Origin of the sequence: Pantoea sp. RIT413 (assembly GCF_003057675.2) — a bacterium.
GTDB classification, from domain to species: domain Bacteria; phylum Pseudomonadota; class Gammaproteobacteria; order Enterobacterales; family Enterobacteriaceae; genus Pantoea; species Pantoea eucrina.
Genome location: NZ_QBJB02000001.1, coordinates 393,711 through 409,768, shown reverse-complemented (window position 1 = coordinate 409,768; position 16,058 = coordinate 393,711). Strand labels below are relative to the sequence as shown.

12 protein-coding genes are annotated in these 16,058 nt (G+C 58.5%); 6 read left to right on the top strand and 6 right to left on the bottom strand.

What is annotated here, in order from left to right; genetic code table 11:
* Nucleotides 1–157 precede the first annotated feature (157 nt).
* Together araA and DBY66_RS01845 are read right to left on the bottom strand one after the other, a co-directional pair.
* Nucleotides 158–1,660 carry an L-arabinose isomerase gene (araA, locus tag DBY66_RS01850; RefSeq protein WP_108569291.1) on the bottom strand — a complete coding sequence of 501 codons (1,503 nt, stop codon included), beginning with the start codon at nt 1,658–1,660 and terminating at the stop codon, nt 158–160.
* Between the two features lie 12 nt (nt 1,661–1,672).
* Nucleotides 1,673–3,358, bottom strand: coding sequence for a ribulokinase (locus DBY66_RS01845; RefSeq protein ID WP_104084806.1), 1,686 nt, complete (start codon nt 3,356–3,358; stop codon nt 1,673–1,675).
* Nucleotides 3,359–3,725: 367 nt separating this feature from the next.
* On the opposite strand from DBY66_RS01845, the gene DBY66_RS01840 reads away from it, so the two are divergent.
* The 5 genes from DBY66_RS01840 (at nt 3,726) to DBY66_RS01820 (ending at nt 9,376) form a co-directional block, all read left to right on the top strand.
* Nucleotides 3,726–4,709 (top strand): arabinose ABC transporter substrate-binding protein, encoded by a 984-nt coding sequence (locus DBY66_RS01840; protein ID WP_104084807.1) that lies wholly within the window; start codon nt 3,726–3,728, stop codon nt 4,707–4,709.
* A gap of 58 nt (nt 4,710–4,767) precedes the next feature.
* Entirely contained in the window at nt 4,768–6,288 is a 1,521-nt protein-coding gene (gene araG, locus DBY66_RS01835) for an L-arabinose ABC transporter ATP-binding protein AraG (RefSeq protein ID WP_071668788.1), read from the top strand.
* A 17-nt stretch (nt 6,289–6,305) separates the two neighbouring features.
* The gene (gene araH, locus DBY66_RS01830) at nt 6,306–7,292 is read left to right on the top strand and encodes an L-arabinose ABC transporter permease AraH (RefSeq protein WP_039384220.1); all 987 of its coding nucleotides are present in this window, start codon (nt 6,306–6,308) and stop codon (nt 7,290–7,292) included.
* A gap of 54 nt (nt 7,293–7,346) precedes the next feature.
* Entirely contained in the window at nt 7,347–8,270 is a 924-nt protein-coding gene (gene araC, locus DBY66_RS01825; protein WP_039384223.1) for an arabinose operon transcriptional regulator AraC, read from the top strand.
* A 65-nt stretch (nt 8,271–8,335) separates the two neighbouring features.
* A complete protein-coding gene (locus tag DBY66_RS01820) occupies nt 8,336–9,376 on the top strand; it encodes an oxidoreductase (RefSeq protein WP_071668789.1) in 1,041 nt (346 codons plus the stop codon).
* 36 nt (nt 9,377–9,412) lie between these two features.
* Here DBY66_RS01820 and add read toward each other — a convergent pair whose 3' ends face one another.
* The 3 genes from add to manA form a co-directional block, all read right to left on the bottom strand.
* Nucleotides 9,413–10,411, bottom strand: a complete 999-nt coding sequence (add, locus tag DBY66_RS01815) for an adenosine deaminase (RefSeq protein WP_108569292.1) — start codon at nt 10,409–10,411, stop codon at nt 9,413–9,415.
* A 154-nt stretch (nt 10,412–10,565) separates the two neighbouring features.
* Complete coding sequence (locus DBY66_RS01810; protein WP_039384229.1) at nt 10,566–12,065, bottom strand: YdgA family protein; 1,500 nt, start codon at nt 12,063–12,065, stop codon at nt 10,566–10,568.
* A 119-nt stretch (nt 12,066–12,184) separates the two neighbouring features.
* The gene (manA, locus tag DBY66_RS01805) at nt 12,185–13,369 is read right to left on the bottom strand and encodes a mannose-6-phosphate isomerase (RefSeq protein ID WP_108569293.1); all 1,185 of its coding nucleotides are present in this window, start codon (nt 13,367–13,369) and stop codon (nt 12,185–12,187) included.
* A gap of 191 nt (nt 13,370–13,560) precedes the next feature.
* Between manA and fumC the strand changes: the two genes are divergently transcribed.
* Nucleotides 13,561–14,958, top strand: coding sequence for a class II fumarate hydratase (fumC, locus tag DBY66_RS01800; protein ID WP_071668791.1), 1,398 nt, complete (start codon nt 13,561–13,563; stop codon nt 14,956–14,958).
* A gap of 23 nt (nt 14,959–14,981) precedes the next feature.
* Here the strand turns inward: fumC and tus are convergent, their stop codons facing one another.
* The gene (gene tus / locus DBY66_RS01795; RefSeq protein ID WP_039384232.1) at nt 14,982–15,911 is read right to left on the bottom strand and encodes a DNA replication terminus site-binding protein; all 930 of its coding nucleotides are present in this window, start codon (nt 15,909–15,911) and stop codon (nt 14,982–14,984) included.
* Between the last annotated feature and the right edge of the window lie 147 nt (nt 15,912–16,058).

Sequence of the window (16,058 nt, the reverse complement as noted above, 5' to 3'; positions counted from 1 at the left end):
GGCGCATTCATGCGCCCCTGACCGAGATCGGCTCCCTGGCCATACGCATTCATGCGCCCCTGGCCGAGATCGGCTCCCTGGCCGGTTTTAAACCGGGAATTTCAGGCATTAAAAAGCCGCGACGATGCGCGGCTTAGCGTTGGATCAGTAATCGGAATCAGCGGGCTAAACGGTAATAAACTTCGTTCCAGCGCAGCGCATCCTTAAACGCAGGCAGGCGGGTTTCTTCATCGATCACCATCACTTCAATTCCGTTCAGTTCGCCGTAGAGATACATATCCTCCAGATCCAGCGCCTGACTGAATACCGTATGGTGCGCACCGCCGCCGAGGATCCACGCTTCTGACGCAGTTGCCAGCGACGGCTGGGCGCGCCACAGCGCGCGGGCAACCGGCAGCTTCGGCAGCGGTTCAGGCTGTTCAATCGCATCCACTACGTTAACCAGCAGGCGGAAACGATCGCCAAGATCAATTACGCTGGCATTGATCGCGCGTCCGGCAGGCGTTGAGAAAATCAGACGCGCCGGATCGGCCTTACCGCCAATTCCCAGGAACTGGACGTCAATCAGCGGCTTCTCCTCTTTGGCAATGGAAGGGCAGACTTCCAGCATGTGCGAACCCAGTACCAGATCGTTGCCCGGAGAGAAGTGATACGTGTAATCCTCCATAAAGGATGTGCCGCCGGCACGTGCGCCCGCCTGCACTTTGAGAATGTGCAGCAGCGCTGCGGTTTTCCAGTCGCCCTCGCCGGCAAAGCCATAGCCCTGGCCCATCAGACGCTGCACCGCCAGTCCCGGCAGCTGCGTCATACCGTGCAGCGTCTGGAAGTTGGTCGTGAACGCTTTACAGCCTTCATCCTCCAGGAAGCGCTTCAGGCCCAGCTCAATGCGCGCTGCATCCAGCACGTTCTGCCGTTTGTCACCGTTAACGGCTGCCGCCTCGCTGAAGAGATACTGACTTTCATACTCATCGATCAGCGCGCTGACGTCACCGTCGCTGACGCCATTGATCACCTCGACCAGGTCGCCCACGCCCCAGCCGTTAACGGCGTAGCCAAACTGGATCTGTGCGGCAACTTTATCACCTTCGGTTACGGCAACTTCCCGCATATTATCGCCAAAGCGGGCAACCTTAAGCTGCTGGCTGGCCTGTTTTGCTAGCGCCGCGTTGATCCAGCGGCCTATACGCTGCTGGCTGGTGCGATCCTGCCAGTGGCCGGTGATGACGTTGTGCTGCAGTCCCATGCGGGCGCCGATGAAACCGAACTCGCGGCCGCCGTGTGCGGTCTGGTTCAGGTTCATAAAATCCATATCCATACTGTCCCACGGGATCTCTGCGTTGAACTGAGTATGGAACTGCAGCAGTGGTTTATTCAGCACGCTCAATCCGCCGATCCACATTTTTGCCGGCGAAAACGTGTGCAGCCAGGTGATGATGCCGACGCACTGATTATCGTGATTCGCTGCCCGGCAGAGCGCCAGCGCTTCATCCGGCGATTTAACCAGCGGCTGCAGCACCAGCGGTACCGGCAGTGTGCCAGCCTGATTGAGTCCTTCCATCACCTGACGGGCGTGCTCTTCCACCTGGCGCAATGTTTCCGCGCCGTAGAGGTGCTGTGTACCGATAACAAACCACACGTGCTGTGCGTTATGCTGTTCCATTAAACCACTCCTTTACTGTGCGGATAGGGTGCGCGGCGCGTACTGCGGTTCAGCTGCCTCACACCAGTTTTGATAACGTTGATAGAGCTGCTGATATGCCGCTACGCGTTGTGCGTCGGGCTGCAGCGTGACGGCAACCGGGCTGGCCATCACCTGCTGCGCGGCAGGTACATCGGGATAGACTTCCGCCGCCACGGCCGCAAAAATTGCCGCGCCCAGCGCGCAGCACTCGTCTGAGGCGACAATATCCAGCGGGCGGTTCATCACATCGCAACACGCCTGCATAATGGCAGGGGACTTGCGGGCAATTCCCCCCAGCGTCAGGATGCTCTTTACCGGGATCGCCTGCTGTTCAAAACACTCCATAATCGCCCGCGCACCAAAAGCGGTGGCGGCGATCAGACCGCCAAACAAAGCCGGCGCATCGGTGCCCAGGTTGAGATCGGTGATCACACCTTTCAGCCGCTGGTTTGCATCCGGGGTGCGGCGTCCGTTAAACCAGTCCAGCACCACCGGCAGATGATCGAGCTGCGGATTAGCGGCCCACGCTTCGGTGAGTTCGCGGATCAGATCCTGCTGCAGCGCAGCCAGCTGCGGCTGCAGCTCAGGGTGGCGCTGCGCAGCCTGCTGCAGAGGCCAGCCGAGCAGGCGGCTGAACCAGGCGTAGATATCGCCAAAAGCAGACTGGCCCGCTTCACAGCCAATGGCGCCGGGAACGACGCTGCCGTCAACCTGGCCGCAGATGCCCCGGATAGCACGATCGCCGACGGTTTCGCTGTCTGCAATCAGAATATCGCAGGTCGATGTACCGATGACTTTAACCAGCGTATAGGGCTGAGCACCGGCACCAACCGCACCCATATGGCAGTCAAAGGCGCCGCCAGAGATGACCACCTGTTCAGATAACCCAAGGCGGGCAGCCCATTCAGCGCTCAGCGTGCCAACCGGCAGGTCAGCGGTCCAGGTATCGGTAAACAGCGGCGAGTCGAGCTGTTCTGTCAGCATCGGATCAAGCGCGTTGAGAAAGGCCACGTCCGGCAGGCCCTGCCACTCCGGATGCCAGAGTGATTTATGCCCGGCGGCGCAGCGCCCGCGGCGCAGCTTATCGGGGGCGGTCGTACCGCTTAGCAGCGCCGGCACCCAGTCGCAGAGTTCAACCCAGGAGACCGCCGCCTCCCGCACGGCAGCATCCTCCCGCGAGACGTGTAAGATTTTGGCCCAGAACCATTCAGATGAGTAAATGCCGCCGATATAGCGGGTGTAGTCGGTAAAGCGCCCGCTGTGGCAGAGACGGGTGATCTCTTCAGCTTCCTCAATCGCGGTGTGATCTTTCCACAACACAAACATGGCGTTGGGATTCGCCGCAAACTCCGGACGCAGCGCCAGTACATTGCCGTTGCGATCGACAGGGGCCGGTGTTGATCCGGTTGTATCCACGCCGATCCCGGCAACCGCTGCGCGCTGCGCGGGTGTTAACGCCTGAATCACGCTGACCAGCGCCTGCTCCAGCGCATCGATATAGTCCTGCGGATGATGACGAAACCGGTTGGCGTGCGCGTCGCAGAACTGGCCCTGCGCCCAGCGCGGATAGTTGACCACCGCTTTTTCCAGCTCTTTGCCGCTGTGGCAGTCAACCGCCAGCGCACGCACTGAGTCACTGCCAAAATCCAGCCCAATTGTTATGGCGCCAGCACCCATCGGGATTCTCCTGTGTGAGTTATCTGGGTTCTATCCTGCGAGGCAATGCCATAAGCCGTTAGTCATCAGCGGCTGAGAATATGTACTTTTCTGTCATCGGACAGGTTGTGTGATCGGCCGCAAAAGTCAGACACCGGTTAATTTTGCTGAATATATGGATATTTTTGCCTTCGTTTTGCTATGTGATACCGCTCTACATTTTGCGCCGCGTTTCTCGCTACAACTAGCCCAGCGTTTGCACAGCCTTTCAGCAACTCTTGAACTAACGCGCTGATTTTGCGCTGTACACGAAAGCAGAATTCAGATGGTAGCGTTTACACAAAAACGTTAATAACAGCGATAAAACACCATTGTGCCGGAGAGCATCATGCATAAATTCACTAAAGCGCTGGCGGCCGTCAGCCTCGCCGCGGTTATGTCACATTCCGCTATCGCCGAGACGATGAAGCTCGGTTTTCTCGTTAAACAGCCAGAGGAGCCGTGGTTCCAGACCGAATGGAAATTTGCCGATAAAGCGGGCAAAGATCTGGGTTTTGAAGTGATTAAAATTGCTGTACCGGATGGTGAAAAAACGCTTAACGCCATCGACAGCCTGGCGGCCAGCGGCGCAAAAGGTTTTGTCATCTGCACCCCCGATCCCAAACTCGGTTCGGCCATTATGGCAAAAGCGCGCAGCTACGATCTGAAAGTGATCGCGGTAGATGACCAGTTTGTCACAGCGAAAGGCAAGCCGATGGAGACCGTTCCGCTGGTGATGATGGCGGCAACGAAGATCGGCGAGCGCCAGGGTCAGGAACTCTATAAAGAGATGCAGAAGCGCGGCTGGGACGTTAAAGAGACCGCGGTAATGGCGATCACTGCTAACGAGCTGGATACGGCGCGTCGTCGTACCGGCGGCTCTATGGCGGCCATTAAAGCAGCAGGCTTCCCTGAGAAGCAGATTTATCAGGTTCCTACCAAATCCAACGATATCCCCGGCGCGTTTGATGCCGGTAACTCCCTGCTGGTGCAGCACCCGGAAGTCAAACACTGGCTGATTGTCGGTATGAACGATAACACCGTGCTGGGCGGCGTGCGCGCCACAGAAGGTCAGGGCTTTAAAGCAGCAGATGTGATCGGTATCGGCATCAACGGCGTGGATGCGATCAGCGAACTCTCTAAAGGCTCTGCGACCGGTTTCTATGGTTCGCTGCTGCCCAGCCCGGACGTTCACGGTTATAAGAGCAGCCAGATGCTCTACAACTGGGTCACTAAAGGCGAAGAGCCCGCCAGATTTACTGAGGTGACAGATGTGGTGCTGATCACCCGCGATAACTTCAAAACCGAACTGGCGAAGAAAGGATTGATGTAACGCACAGGGTGCGCATTTATGCGCACCTGAAATCCGACAGGCACTATCAGGAGTATCCATGGAGACCGATCAGGCATTTCTCTCTTTTCATGGCATCAGCAAAACCTTTCCTGGCGTAAAAGCCCTGCAGGATATCGGTTTTGAGTGCCGCGCCGGTGAGGTGCACGCGCTGATGGGCGAAAACGGCGCGGGAAAATCGACGCTGCTGAAAATTCTCAGCGGCAGCTACCAGCCCACGAGCGGTGAAATCCGCATCAAAGGCGAGGCGAAGCGCTTCAGTAATACGGTTGAGGCGCTGGATGCCGGCGTGGCCATTATCTACCAGGAGCTACACCTGGTGCCGGAAATGAGCGTGGCGGAGAATATCTATCTCGGCCAGCTGCCGCATAAACGCGGCCTGGTAAACCGCAAGCTGCTGCGCTACGAAGCGGGCCTGCAGCTGAAAAATCTCGGGATGGATATCGATCCCGACATGCCGCTGAAATATCTGTCGCTGGGGCAGTGGCAGATGGTGGAGATCGCCAAGGCGCTGGCGCGCAATGCCCGCATTATCGCCTTTGATGAGCCGACCAGCTCACTCTCAGCCCGTGAAATTGAGCATCTGTTTCGCGTTATCCGTCAGCTGCGCGCTGAAGGACGGGTGGTGCTTTATGTGTCGCACCGCATGGAGGAGATTTTTGCCCTGAGCGATGCGATTACCGTGTTTAAAGATGGCCGCTATGTGCGCACCTTTACGGATATGCCCAATACCCATCATGACGATCTGGTCGAGGCGATGGTCGGGCGCAACCTGGGTGACATCTATGGCTATGCGCCCCGCGAGCTGGGCGCCGTGCGTCTTCAGCTCGACCAGGTCGAGGCGAAAGGGGTGCGCATGCCCATTTCGTTCAGCGTGCGCGCCGGAGAAATTGTAGGACTGTTTGGTCTGGTGGGCGCCGGACGCAGCGAGCTGATGAAAGGGCTGTTTGGCGCCACGCAGCTACGTAGCGGCACGGTTTCACTTGATGGCAGGCCGCTCGCGATCCGTCAGCCGATCGACGCCATCCGGGCGGGCATTATGCTCTGTCCCGAAGATCGTAAAGCGGAAGGCATCATTCCAGTGCACTCCGTGCGGGAGAACATCAATATCAGCGCGCGGCGGCATAACCTCACGGCGGGTTGCCTGATCAGGCCCGGCTGGGAGGCGAAAAATGCAGAAAGCCACATCCGTTCGCTCAATATCAAAACGCCTGGCCCGCACCAGCTGATCATGAATCTCTCCGGTGGCAACCAGCAAAAGGCCATTCTGGGCCGCTGGCTCTCAGAAGAGATGAACGTGATCATGCTGGATGAGCCGACGCGCGGTATTGACGTTGGCGCAAAACATGAGATCTACAACCTGATTTATCAACTGGCAGGCAAAGGGATTGCGGTGCTGTTTGCATCGAGCGATCTGCCCGAAGTCATGGGCCTCGCCGACCGCATTATTGTCATGCGCGAAGGTGAAATTGCCGGAGAACTGACGCACGACACGGCAACCGAACAGCTGACGCTCAGTCTGGCGATGCCGAAAACCCCTCAAACGGCCGCCGTGGCCTGATGTACAGGAGAGCAACAATGGCTTCATCTACCACTTCCAACACGCCACCGGTGCAGCGCAGCGGCCTGCAGCTGGGGCGTATCTGGGATAATTTCGGCATGCTGGTGGTTTTTGCACTGCTGTTTATTGTCTGCGCCATTTTTGTGCCGAACTTCGGCACCTTTATCAATATGAAAGGGCTGGGCCTGGCGATGTCGATGTCCGGCATGGTGGCCTGCGGCATGCTGTTTTGCCTGGCATCGGGCGACTTTGATCTCTCCATCGCCTCGGTTATCGCCTGCGCCGGCGTAGTGACGGCGGTGGTGATCAACATGACCGAAAGCCTGTGGATTGGCGTGGCTGCCGGGCTGCTGCTTGGCATGGCAACCGGTTTTGTTAACGGATTTGTTATCGCCCGGCTGAAAATTAATGCCCTGATCACCACGCTGGCAACGATGCAGATTGTGCGCGGCCTGGCCTATATCTTCTCTGACGGTAAAGCGGTAGGGATTGAAGATGAGCGCTTTTTTGCGCTGGGCTATGCCAACTGGCTCGGGGTGCCGGCGCCTATCTGGCTCACAATTGCCACCATGATCGCGTTTGGCTTCCTGCTGAATAAAACCACCTTTGGCCGCAACACGCTGGCGATTGGCGGCAATGAAGAAGCCGCCCGGCTAGCCGGCGTGCCGGTGGTGCGGACCCGCATCATTATCTTTATCCTTTCCGGGCTGGTTTCAGCGGCGGCGGGCATTATTCTGGCCTCGCGCATGACCAGCGGTCAGCCCATGACCTCGCTGGGCTATGAGCTGATTGTGATCTCTGCCTGCGTGCTGGGCGGCGTCTCGCTGAAAGGCGGCATCGGTAAAATTTCATATGTGGTGGCAGGGGTTCTGATCCTGGGTACCGTAGAGAATGCGATGAATTTACTGAATATCTCGCCATTCTCACAGTATGTCGTGCGTGGTCTGATACTGTTAGCCGCAGTGATTTTCGATCGCTACAAACAGAAAAACAGAGCCGTTTGATTCCGTCGGCGCAACGGGTGTTGCGCCGCGCGTCATGCAGAGAGTGAGGGCACTATGTACCATCGCGAACCCCCCAGTGAACAACAGAACCCCCTGCTGCCGGGCTATCCGTTTAACGCCTGGCTGGTCGCGGGACTCACGCCGATTAACGCGCAGGAGCCGCTCGATTTTTTTATCGACCGCCCGCTGGGGATGAAGGGCTATATTCTTAACCTCACCATTCGCGGTAAAGGCCGGGTTTTTGACGGCGAATCCGCCTTTGACTGTGAGCCGGGCGATCTGCTGCTGTTTCAGCCGAAAACACCCCATTATTATGGACGGTCGCCCGACAGCCCGTGCTGGCACCATCGCTGGGTCTATTTCCGGCCGCGCGCCTACTGGATTGACTGGCTGGAGTGGCAGGAGCAGAAGCAGGGCGTGGGCCGGCTGCGCCTGACTGAAGCGTTATGCGGCGAGTTTGATCGCCTGTTTGCCAGTATTGAGCAGACCCACAATTCCGGTCGCCGCTTTGCTGAAGAGCTGGCCATGAACCTGCTGGAGCGTCTGCTGCTGCGCGCGGTGGAAGAGGATCCGCGCAGCCATCAGCAGATTCGCGATCCGCGCGTGATTGAAGCCTGCCAGTACGTGACCAACCATCTTGCCAGCGAAGTCAAAATTGAGGAGGTGGCACGGCATGTCTGTTTATCTCCTTCGCGGCTGGCGCATCTGTTTCGCGAACAGATGGGCATCAATCTGCTGCGCTGGCGAGAAGATCAGCGGGTGATCCGCGCCAAGCTGCTGCTGCAGACCACGCAGGAGCCTATCGCCTCCGTGGGGCGGGAAGTGGGCTATGACGATCAGCTCTACTTTTCACGCGTGTTTCGCAAACGCACAGGCGTCAGCCCGAGTGATTTTCGCCGCCGCAGCCAGGATGCGCACGACGCGCTTGAAGCGCAGCAGAACTGGCCGGAACCCGGCCGGGCGATCTCTTTCAGCTGATTCCGCCTTGTTCTCACCGGCTGATTCGTCTTAAATCAGTCGGGTATATGACAAAAGGAGTGAGAATGAGCGATAAACTACGTGTCGGCCTGATAGGCTATGGCTTTGCCAGTAAAACCTTTCATGCCCCTTTAATCGCCGGAACAGCTGAAATGGAACTGGCAGCGATCTCCAGCAGCGATGCCGGTAAAGTGCACGCTGACTGGCCCTCTGTACAGGTCGTTGCCGATCCGCAGGCGCTGCTGGACGATCCCACCCTGCAGCTGATTGTGATCCCCACCCCCAATGACACCCACTTTCCGCTGGCCAAAGCGGCCCTGAATGCCGGCAAGCATGTGGTCGTCGACAAGCCTTTTACCGTCACGCTCTCGCAGGCGCGTGAGCTTGATCAGCTGGCAAAATCGAAAGGGCTGCTGCTGTCGGTCTTCCATAACCGCCGCTGGGACAGCGATTTTCTGACGCTAAAAACGCTGCTCGGCGAGGGCACGCTGGGCGAGGTACGCTATCTGGAGTCGCATTTTGACCGCTTCCGCCCGGAAGTGCGCCAGCGCTGGCGCGAAATGAAAGGACCGGGCAGCGGTATCTGGTTTGACCTCGGCCCGCACGTGCTGGATCAGGCGCTGCAGCTGTTTGGCATGCCGGTGGCGATCAACGTGGACATGGCAGAGCTGCGCCCTGGCGCGCAAACCACTGACTACTTTCATGCGGTGCTGACCTATCCGACGCGTCGCGTGGTGCTACACGCCAGCATGCTGGTGGCAGCAGAGTCACCGCGCTTTGTGGTACACGGCACGCGTGGCAGCTACGTAAAGTATGGCCTCGATCCGCAGGAGGATCGTCTGAAATCGGGTGCCAGACCGCCGCAGCAGGAGTGGGGCTACGACATGCGCAACGGCACGCTGACGCTGGCAGAAGGCGATATGCTGGTGGAGCAGGAGCTGCTGACGCAGCCGGGTAACTATCCGGCCTACTATGCGGCAATCCGCGATGCGATAGCCGGCACGGGGCAGAACCCGGTGCGGGCTGAAGAAGCGATACAGGTCATGGAGCTGATTGAGCTGGGTCTGCAGTCTGCAGAGAAGCGTCAGACGATGTCACCACGCTGATGTTGCGCGCCGCCCAGCGGCGGCGCGTGTTCAGCCTTAGCCCGCTACGCGCTGGCGCAGCGCCGTTTTCTCCGCTTCGCTCAGAAACGCAATCGCCACGCCATTCTCCTGCGCCTGGCGGATCTCTGCCGCAGAGAGGCCGGCTGCAGGGGCCGCCACCTCATATTCATGCGCCAGCTCCACGCCCTGAACCGCCGGATCGTCAGTATTCAGCGTGGCCAGAATGCCATGCTGCAGAAACGCTTTCAGCGGGTGTTTCTCCAGCGAGGAGACGGTGCTGGTCTGAATGTTTGAGGTCAGGCAGGATTCGATGCCGATGCGCTGCTCAGCCAGGAAATCCATCAGCGCACGATCCTCTATCGCTTTAACGCCGTGACCGATACGCTCCGCGCCCAGTTCACGAATCGCCTGCCAGATACTCTCCGGACCCGCCGCTTCGCCGGCGTGTACGGTAATACGGAAGCCAGCGTCACGCGCCCGGTTGAAGTGGCTCAGGAACTCACTGCCGGGGAAGCCCAGCTCATCGCCGGCCAGATCCACGGCGGTGATACCGTCGCGATGGGCCAGTAATCCTTCCAGCTCGCGCAGGCACGCCTCTTCGCCAAAGGTGCGGCTCATAATGCCAATCAGATTAACATCCACACCGTACTGCTTCACGCCTGCGCGTACGCCGTCAATCACCGCTTCTGTCACGCCCGCCACCGGCAGGTTATGGGTCATCGCCATATAGCTCGGCGAGAAGCGCAGTTCTGCATAGTGAATACCGGCACGCGCCGCATCTTCGACATTTTCCAGCGCAATGCGGCGGCAGGCGTCAAGATCGCCCAGCACTTTGACGCCCCAGTCGAGCTTTTGCAGAAAACTCACCAGATCGGGCTCGTTCGCGGTGACCTGCACGTGGGGACGCAGCGCGTCAAGAGAGCTGGCGGGCAGAGAGAGATTAAACTGGCGGCCGAGATCGAGAATAGTTTGGGCGCGGATATTGCCATCAAGGTGGCGGTGAATATCGGTAAGAGGAAGCTGCTGGTCGATCATGGCGCACTCGCTTGTCAGGAATAAAGTGCAGAGCATTATAAAAATATCTTGCGCAACTGCGCCAGCGATTTGCGCAAAGCAGGGTGCAGATGGTGAATATTAAAGCGGTAAAGCGCCGCTTCTTCCCGCAGGATGAAGCGGCGCACAGTGCCGGTTACTGCGGCATGCCTTCACTGGTTGGCATACCCAGCATATAGCGGGAGAGGAACTGCTCCAGTGACATCTTGTCGCCGTTCATCGTTACCTGCCCGTTTGCATACTGCAGGCTGGTCACAATGTTATTATCCTGCTGCTGCGTCAGACGGAACATCTGGCCCATCGCAGCCACGCCTTTGACCTGCTGATCCGCCAGCTTCTGCGCATCATCGCCCTGATATCCTTCGGCCAGGCCGACATGACGCATCGCTTCTGTCGCCATCGGCATATTGATATTCAGTTTGCCATCCAGCGTTTTCAGCATGCGATCTACCGCGGCACCCAGGCTCTGCGCCTCGCCGCTGACGGCGGCCGGATCGTTGAAGCCGATATTCAGGTTGAACGTGCTCTCACCCTTATCATTTTTCCAGCTCAGCGGGGCAATGCTGACCGCCGGCGCACCTTTCAGCAGCAGCGGCAGGTTGTTACGCAGAATGGTCTGAACGCTGGCCTGATAGCGAATCGGATCGTCGGCAACACCCGGCTGGCGCAGCAGATCCTGCATCTGCGCGTTGTAGGTGTCAGAAAAAGTTTTCACCGCCTGCGCGTCAAACTGCGAAAATTTCATCGCCAGACGCGCTTCACCAAACGGCTGCTGCTGCAGGTTGATATCGCCCACTTTATAATCGATAGTGCCTCCAATCTTGCCCTCTTTATTATCAAAAGAGGATTTGCCGTCAATTTTCTGCAGCGTCATTCCCTGCTGGCCGTTGATGCTGGCTTCCAGTTTATCCAGCGTGATGGTCTGATCGCCCACGCGCACGCCTTCCGGACTCAGGTGAGTATCACCGCCCAGCGCCAGACCGTTAAGCGTAAACAGCACCGGCTGCTCCAGCTGGTTTTTACTGGTGACGGCGATGCTGGAGAACTCACCTTTCAGGCTGACTTTATCGCCTTTGCTGTCGGCGCTGACGTCAAGCTTACCGCCGTTGGTGGCCAGCCGGTCACCGGTCTGCGCGTTGCTGTAATCCACCGGCAGCAGCGTCAGTGCCGTATCGGTAGCCCCGCTGTAGCCAATGCGCGTATCGGCAGCAACCAGTGATTTACCGTCAGTCAGCGCGAACAGCTTTTTCACCGCATCGGTATTAGCAAGCTCGGAATGCACCGAGGCCATCGCGGGCAGAATGTTACCGCGCTTCAGTTGCGCAAACGGGAAAGGACCGTGATCGATGGTCTCATTCAGCACAATGGTCTGGCCCGGCTTAAGCAGCGGATTATCCACCGTTTGGGAGCTCGCCTGCACAACCAGTTTCGTGCTGCTGCTGAACAGGCCGCGCTGATAGTCCTGATAGCTCAGCGTCAGGCGGCTGTTGGGGGACCAGGCGTTAATCTGGCTGTTGGCCTGTTGCAGCATCTCATCCTTGTGGCTCTCAATCTGCTTGCCGGTAAACCACGCTGCGCCGGTCCAAACCACACCGAGCGCGACAATCACACCTGCTGCAACCTGAGTCTTTTTCATCGCTGAGTCATCCTTATCCTTGCGTCCGCGTCCCGTCGGGGTGACGCGCCGGGTGAAGAAAAACGCCCGCAGGCGTTTAAAGTAATAGTCTGAAAGAATAGCAGTTAACGCGCGCAGCGTCAGCCGTCTGCAGTAAGCATACTGAAGACGCGCGCCAGGCGTCCGCTGCCTGAGGCCGCAACCGGGGGCTCGCTGGCGGCGACAAAACAGGATTCGCCTGGCTGCAGGACAAGCTGGCTATCCGCGCTGGCGAGCCGCGCTTCTCCCTCAATACAGAACAGCAGGGCGGCGCTGGCCGGTGCCAGCGGCTGCGCTACGGCAGAAAGCAGGTGGATGGCAAAGGAAAAATCATTAACCGGCACCGGGAAACAGAGCGCCTGCGCATCGCGCTCAGGCTGCAGCCGCAGCGTATCGGCGGCGCGGGGGGTAAAGTTCAGGTTAGCCAGCAGCTCCGGCATATCGATAAATTTTGGCGTCAGGCCGGCGCGCAGCACATTATCTGAGTTAGCCATGACCTCGAGTGCAGTGCCCTGCAGGTAAGCGTGCGGCGTGCCGGCAGAGAGAAACATCGCTTCGCCGGGCTGCAGCAGCAGCAGGTTAAGCAGCAGTGGTGCAAACAGGCCGTTATCATCCGGGTAATCAGCCGCCAGCTGCCGCACAGTCAGCCACGGCTCCTCATCGTGTGCCGCAGCCGCTGAACAGAGGATCGCCAGCGCGCGCCTTTTTTCATCCCCCTGCAGCGAGAACAGCGTGGCAAACAGGCGGGCAAGGGCGTCCGGGCTGGCCTGCTCAATAAAGTGCCCGATTTGCGGATGGGCGCCCGCTACCGCGCTCAGCAGCGATACCATTTCGGGCCGCTCGCGGAAGCCGTTCAGCGCCTGAAAAGGGGTCAGCGCATAGAGCAGTTCCGGTTTATGGCTGGCATCTTTATAGCTGCGCTGCGGCGCATCCACCGCAATGCCGGCTGCATTTTCACGGGCAAAACCGGCGGCAGCTGCGCGCTTATCGGGATGCGCCTGCACCGAGAGCGCTTTCGCCGCGCAGAGCACTTTGAACAGAAACGGCAGTTCACCGAACCGGTCGGCAACGGCGCTTCCCAGTATGGCGACCGGATCGCGCGCAATGAAATCGCGCAGCGAGGCGTGCCGGCCGTCAACAATCAGCGTGGACGGGCTTTTCGGATGCGCGCCCATCCACAGCTCTGCCAGCGGCCGGCCCTGCGGATCGGCAATACCATAAAGTTCCGTTAACGCCGTTGTGCTGCCCCAGTCGTAGTACTGCAGTGAGTTGTTCAATTTATGCATGTTGCGCCCTCAGCTGAACAGTTATTGCCCAGTAAAGCAGAAAATTTCAGCAATTAGCGCGACCTGTGTGCAGGAAACGCGATGTGCCCGCATACTGTTTTATTGATTCGGATAACAATCCGGCCTGAAGCGGGGCGGTAAGAGGCCGCGCCCGGGGATTGCTTTCACTACTGAGAAAGGAGAAGAGGGCTATGGCAGCCAGTCGCACTGAAAAAGATTCAATGGGTCCTGTTGATGTGCCGGCAGATAAACTCTGGGGCGCACAGACGCAACGCTCGCTGGAGCATTTTCGTATCTCAACCGAGAAAATGCCGGTTGAGCTGGTCCGCGCGCTGGCGCAGACCAAGCGGGCAGCGGCAGAGGTTAACCGCGATCTGCAGCTGCTGCCGGACGATCGCGCGACAGCAATTATCCGCGCGGCGGATGAAGTGCTGGCAAACCAGCACGCCGATCAGTTTCCGCTGGCGATCTGGCAGACCGGCTCCGGCACGCAGACCAATATGAATATGAATGAAGTCCTGGCTAACCGCGCGAGCGAGATCCTCGGCGGCGAGCGCGGTATGGCGCGGCTGGTGCACCCTAATGATGATGTCAATAAAAGCCAGAGCTCTAACGACGTTTTTCCTACCGCTATGCACGTGGCGGCCGTTACGGCACTGCGCGAGCAGCTCATTCCGCAGCTGGAGGTGCTGAAAACCACGCTGGCCGGTAAAGCGGATGCATTCAGTGATATTGTGAAAATTGGCCGTACGCACCTGCAGGATGCCACGCCGCTGACGCTGGGACAGGAGATCTCAGGCTGGGTGGCGATGCTGGAGCATAATCTGAAGCACGTTGAAAACAGCATTCCCCATCTGACCGAGCTGGCGCTGGGCGGCACCGCCGTAGGCACCGGCCTGAATACGCATCCTGAATATGCCGTCCGCGTGGCGCAGGCGCTGGCCGCGCTGACCGGTCAGCCGTTCATCACCGCACCCAATAAATTTGAAGCGCTGGCGACCTGCGATGCGCTGGTGCACGCGCACGGCGCGCTGAAAGGTCTGGCGGCGTCGCTGATGAAAATTGCCAACGACGTCCGCTGGCTCTCATCCGGCCCGCGCTGCGGCATCGGCGAAATCAGTATCCCGGAAAATGAGCCGGGCAGCTCCATTATGCCGGGCAAAGTCAATCCGACCCAGTGCGAGGCGATGACCATGCTCTGCTGTCAGGTGCTGGGTAACGACGTAGCGATCAATATGGGCGGCGCGTCCGGCAACTTTGAGCTGAACGTATTCCGTCCTATGGTCATCCATAACTTCCTGCAGTCGGTGCGGCTGCTGGCCGACGGCATGGACAGCTTTAATCATCACTGTGCAACCGGTATTGAACCGGTGCGGGAGCGTATCGATCAGCTGCTGAATGAATCGCTGATGCTGGTGACCGCGCTGAACACGCACATTGGCTATGATAAAGCAGCCGAAATTGCCAAAAAGGCCCATAAAGAGGGGCTGACGCTTAAAGCAGCCGCGCTGCAGCTCGGTTATCTCGATGAGGCGCAGTTTGATGCCTGGGTGCGCCCGGAAGAGATGGTTGGCAGCATGAAAGCGTAATCCTGCAGGTGGCGGCCGCTTCATCAGGCGAGGCGGTCGCTCCAGAGGTGCAGGCGCGGGATGATCAGATGCAGCGGCTGCGCCAGCGGCTTATAGCGGTGGGCGATATTCTCTGCATCATAATCCAGCAGTTCGCCCAGCACCGGCACCTGGGTTTTGTCACGGCACAGCACCAGCAGCGGAGAGGGGCAGGCCAGCTGCGTCTGTTTCTTTTCACTGGCGCGCCAGACGCGGGCAATAGGCTGCACTTTAACCGGCCGCTTGATTTTCAGCTTTGCGCCTGCGGGCAGCGATCGCACCAGTTCCAGCTCCAGCTGCACTTTTTCTGCCCACTGCTCACGCGTCCAGGGAGCCTGAGCGCGATTCGCTTTCAGGCTGCGTTCCAGCTGCTCAATAACGGCTTCCCGCGTCAGATTTTTAATGATGTTTTTGTTCGCCCAGCCAAAGCGCAGCGTATCCGGCGCATTGAGCAGGGGCACGCTGCGATAGGCGTTCAGCGTAATCAGCCCGCGCAGATGCTGATGCACAAATTCAAAGCGGGCCTCGCTCGGCAAGCCGGACTCTACGGTGATGAGCTGCTCCAGCCGCTGTTTAAGCGCGTTGATTTCGCTGACCTGCTGCGTGATCTGCTCAGCGGCCTGCTCGTCCGCCTCAATACAGATTGCTCCCGGCAGCCGCACGGCCGCTTTGGTACTGATCTTTTCTGACTGATGCTGCATAAACAGCCGGCAGTAGTGGGTGAGGGCCATCTCACGCGCGCTTTTGCCCAGATGCTGCGTCACCGCTATTTTGTCAATCTCATCATGTTCGTGCCCTTTTTCAATTGCCGGCAGGCTGAACACGCGCGCCACCAGCAGCGGCTGCTGCTCAATGCTGGTGCGCAGCGCACCAAGGCGCTGTTCCAGCGTGTTAACGCACTCATGTAAATCAGCGACTAAATCGTAGCGAGCCATAATCTTCTCCTTTGTTACAACATACTTAATGTACCTGTGCCTGCGCCGCTGACAAGCTTCCAGTTTAGTTACAACAAACTTTTAAAATTTAAATTTTACCAGAATCAGCCCCGGAGACCAATAATGGCCTGACAAGAAGAAGGTTCA

Bases quoted from the DNA above. Each gene is read 5' to 3' on its own strand.
- tus (WP_039384232.1), bottom strand. From the start codon at position 15,911: ATGGCTCGCTACGATTTAGTCGCTGATTTACATGAGTGCGTTAACACG.
- fumC (WP_071668791.1), top strand. From the start codon at position 13,561: ATGGCAGCCAGTCGCACTGAAAAAGATTCAATGGGTCCTGTTGATGTG.
- araG (WP_071668788.1), top strand. From the start codon at position 4,768: ATGGAGACCGATCAGGCATTTCTCTCTTTTCATGGCATCAGCAAAACC.
- add (WP_108569292.1), bottom strand. From the start codon at position 10,411: ATGATCGACCAGCAGCTTCCTCTTACCGATATTCACCGCCACCTTGAT.
- araH (WP_039384220.1), top strand. From the start codon at position 6,306: ATGGCTTCATCTACCACTTCCAACACGCCACCGGTGCAGCGCAGCGGC.
- DBY66_RS01840 (WP_104084807.1), top strand. From the start codon at position 3,726: ATGCATAAATTCACTAAAGCGCTGGCGGCCGTCAGCCTCGCCGCGGTT.
- araA (WP_108569291.1), bottom strand. From the start codon at position 1,660: ATGGAACAGCATAACGCACAGCACGTGTGGTTTGTTATCGGTACACAG.
- araC (WP_039384223.1), top strand. From the start codon at position 7,347: ATGTACCATCGCGAACCCCCCAGTGAACAACAGAACCCCCTGCTGCCG.
- DBY66_RS01845 (WP_104084806.1), bottom strand. From the start codon at position 3,358: ATGGGTGCTGGCGCCATAACAATTGGGCTGGATTTTGGCAGTGACTCA.
- manA (WP_108569293.1), bottom strand. From the start codon at position 13,369: ATGCATAAATTGAACAACTCACTGCAGTACTACGACTGGGGCAGCACA.
- DBY66_RS01810 (WP_039384229.1), bottom strand. From the start codon at position 12,065: ATGAAAAAGACTCAGGTTGCAGCAGGTGTGATTGTCGCGCTCGGTGTG.
- DBY66_RS01820 (WP_071668789.1), top strand. From the start codon at position 8,336: ATGAGCGATAAACTACGTGTCGGCCTGATAGGCTATGGCTTTGCCAGT.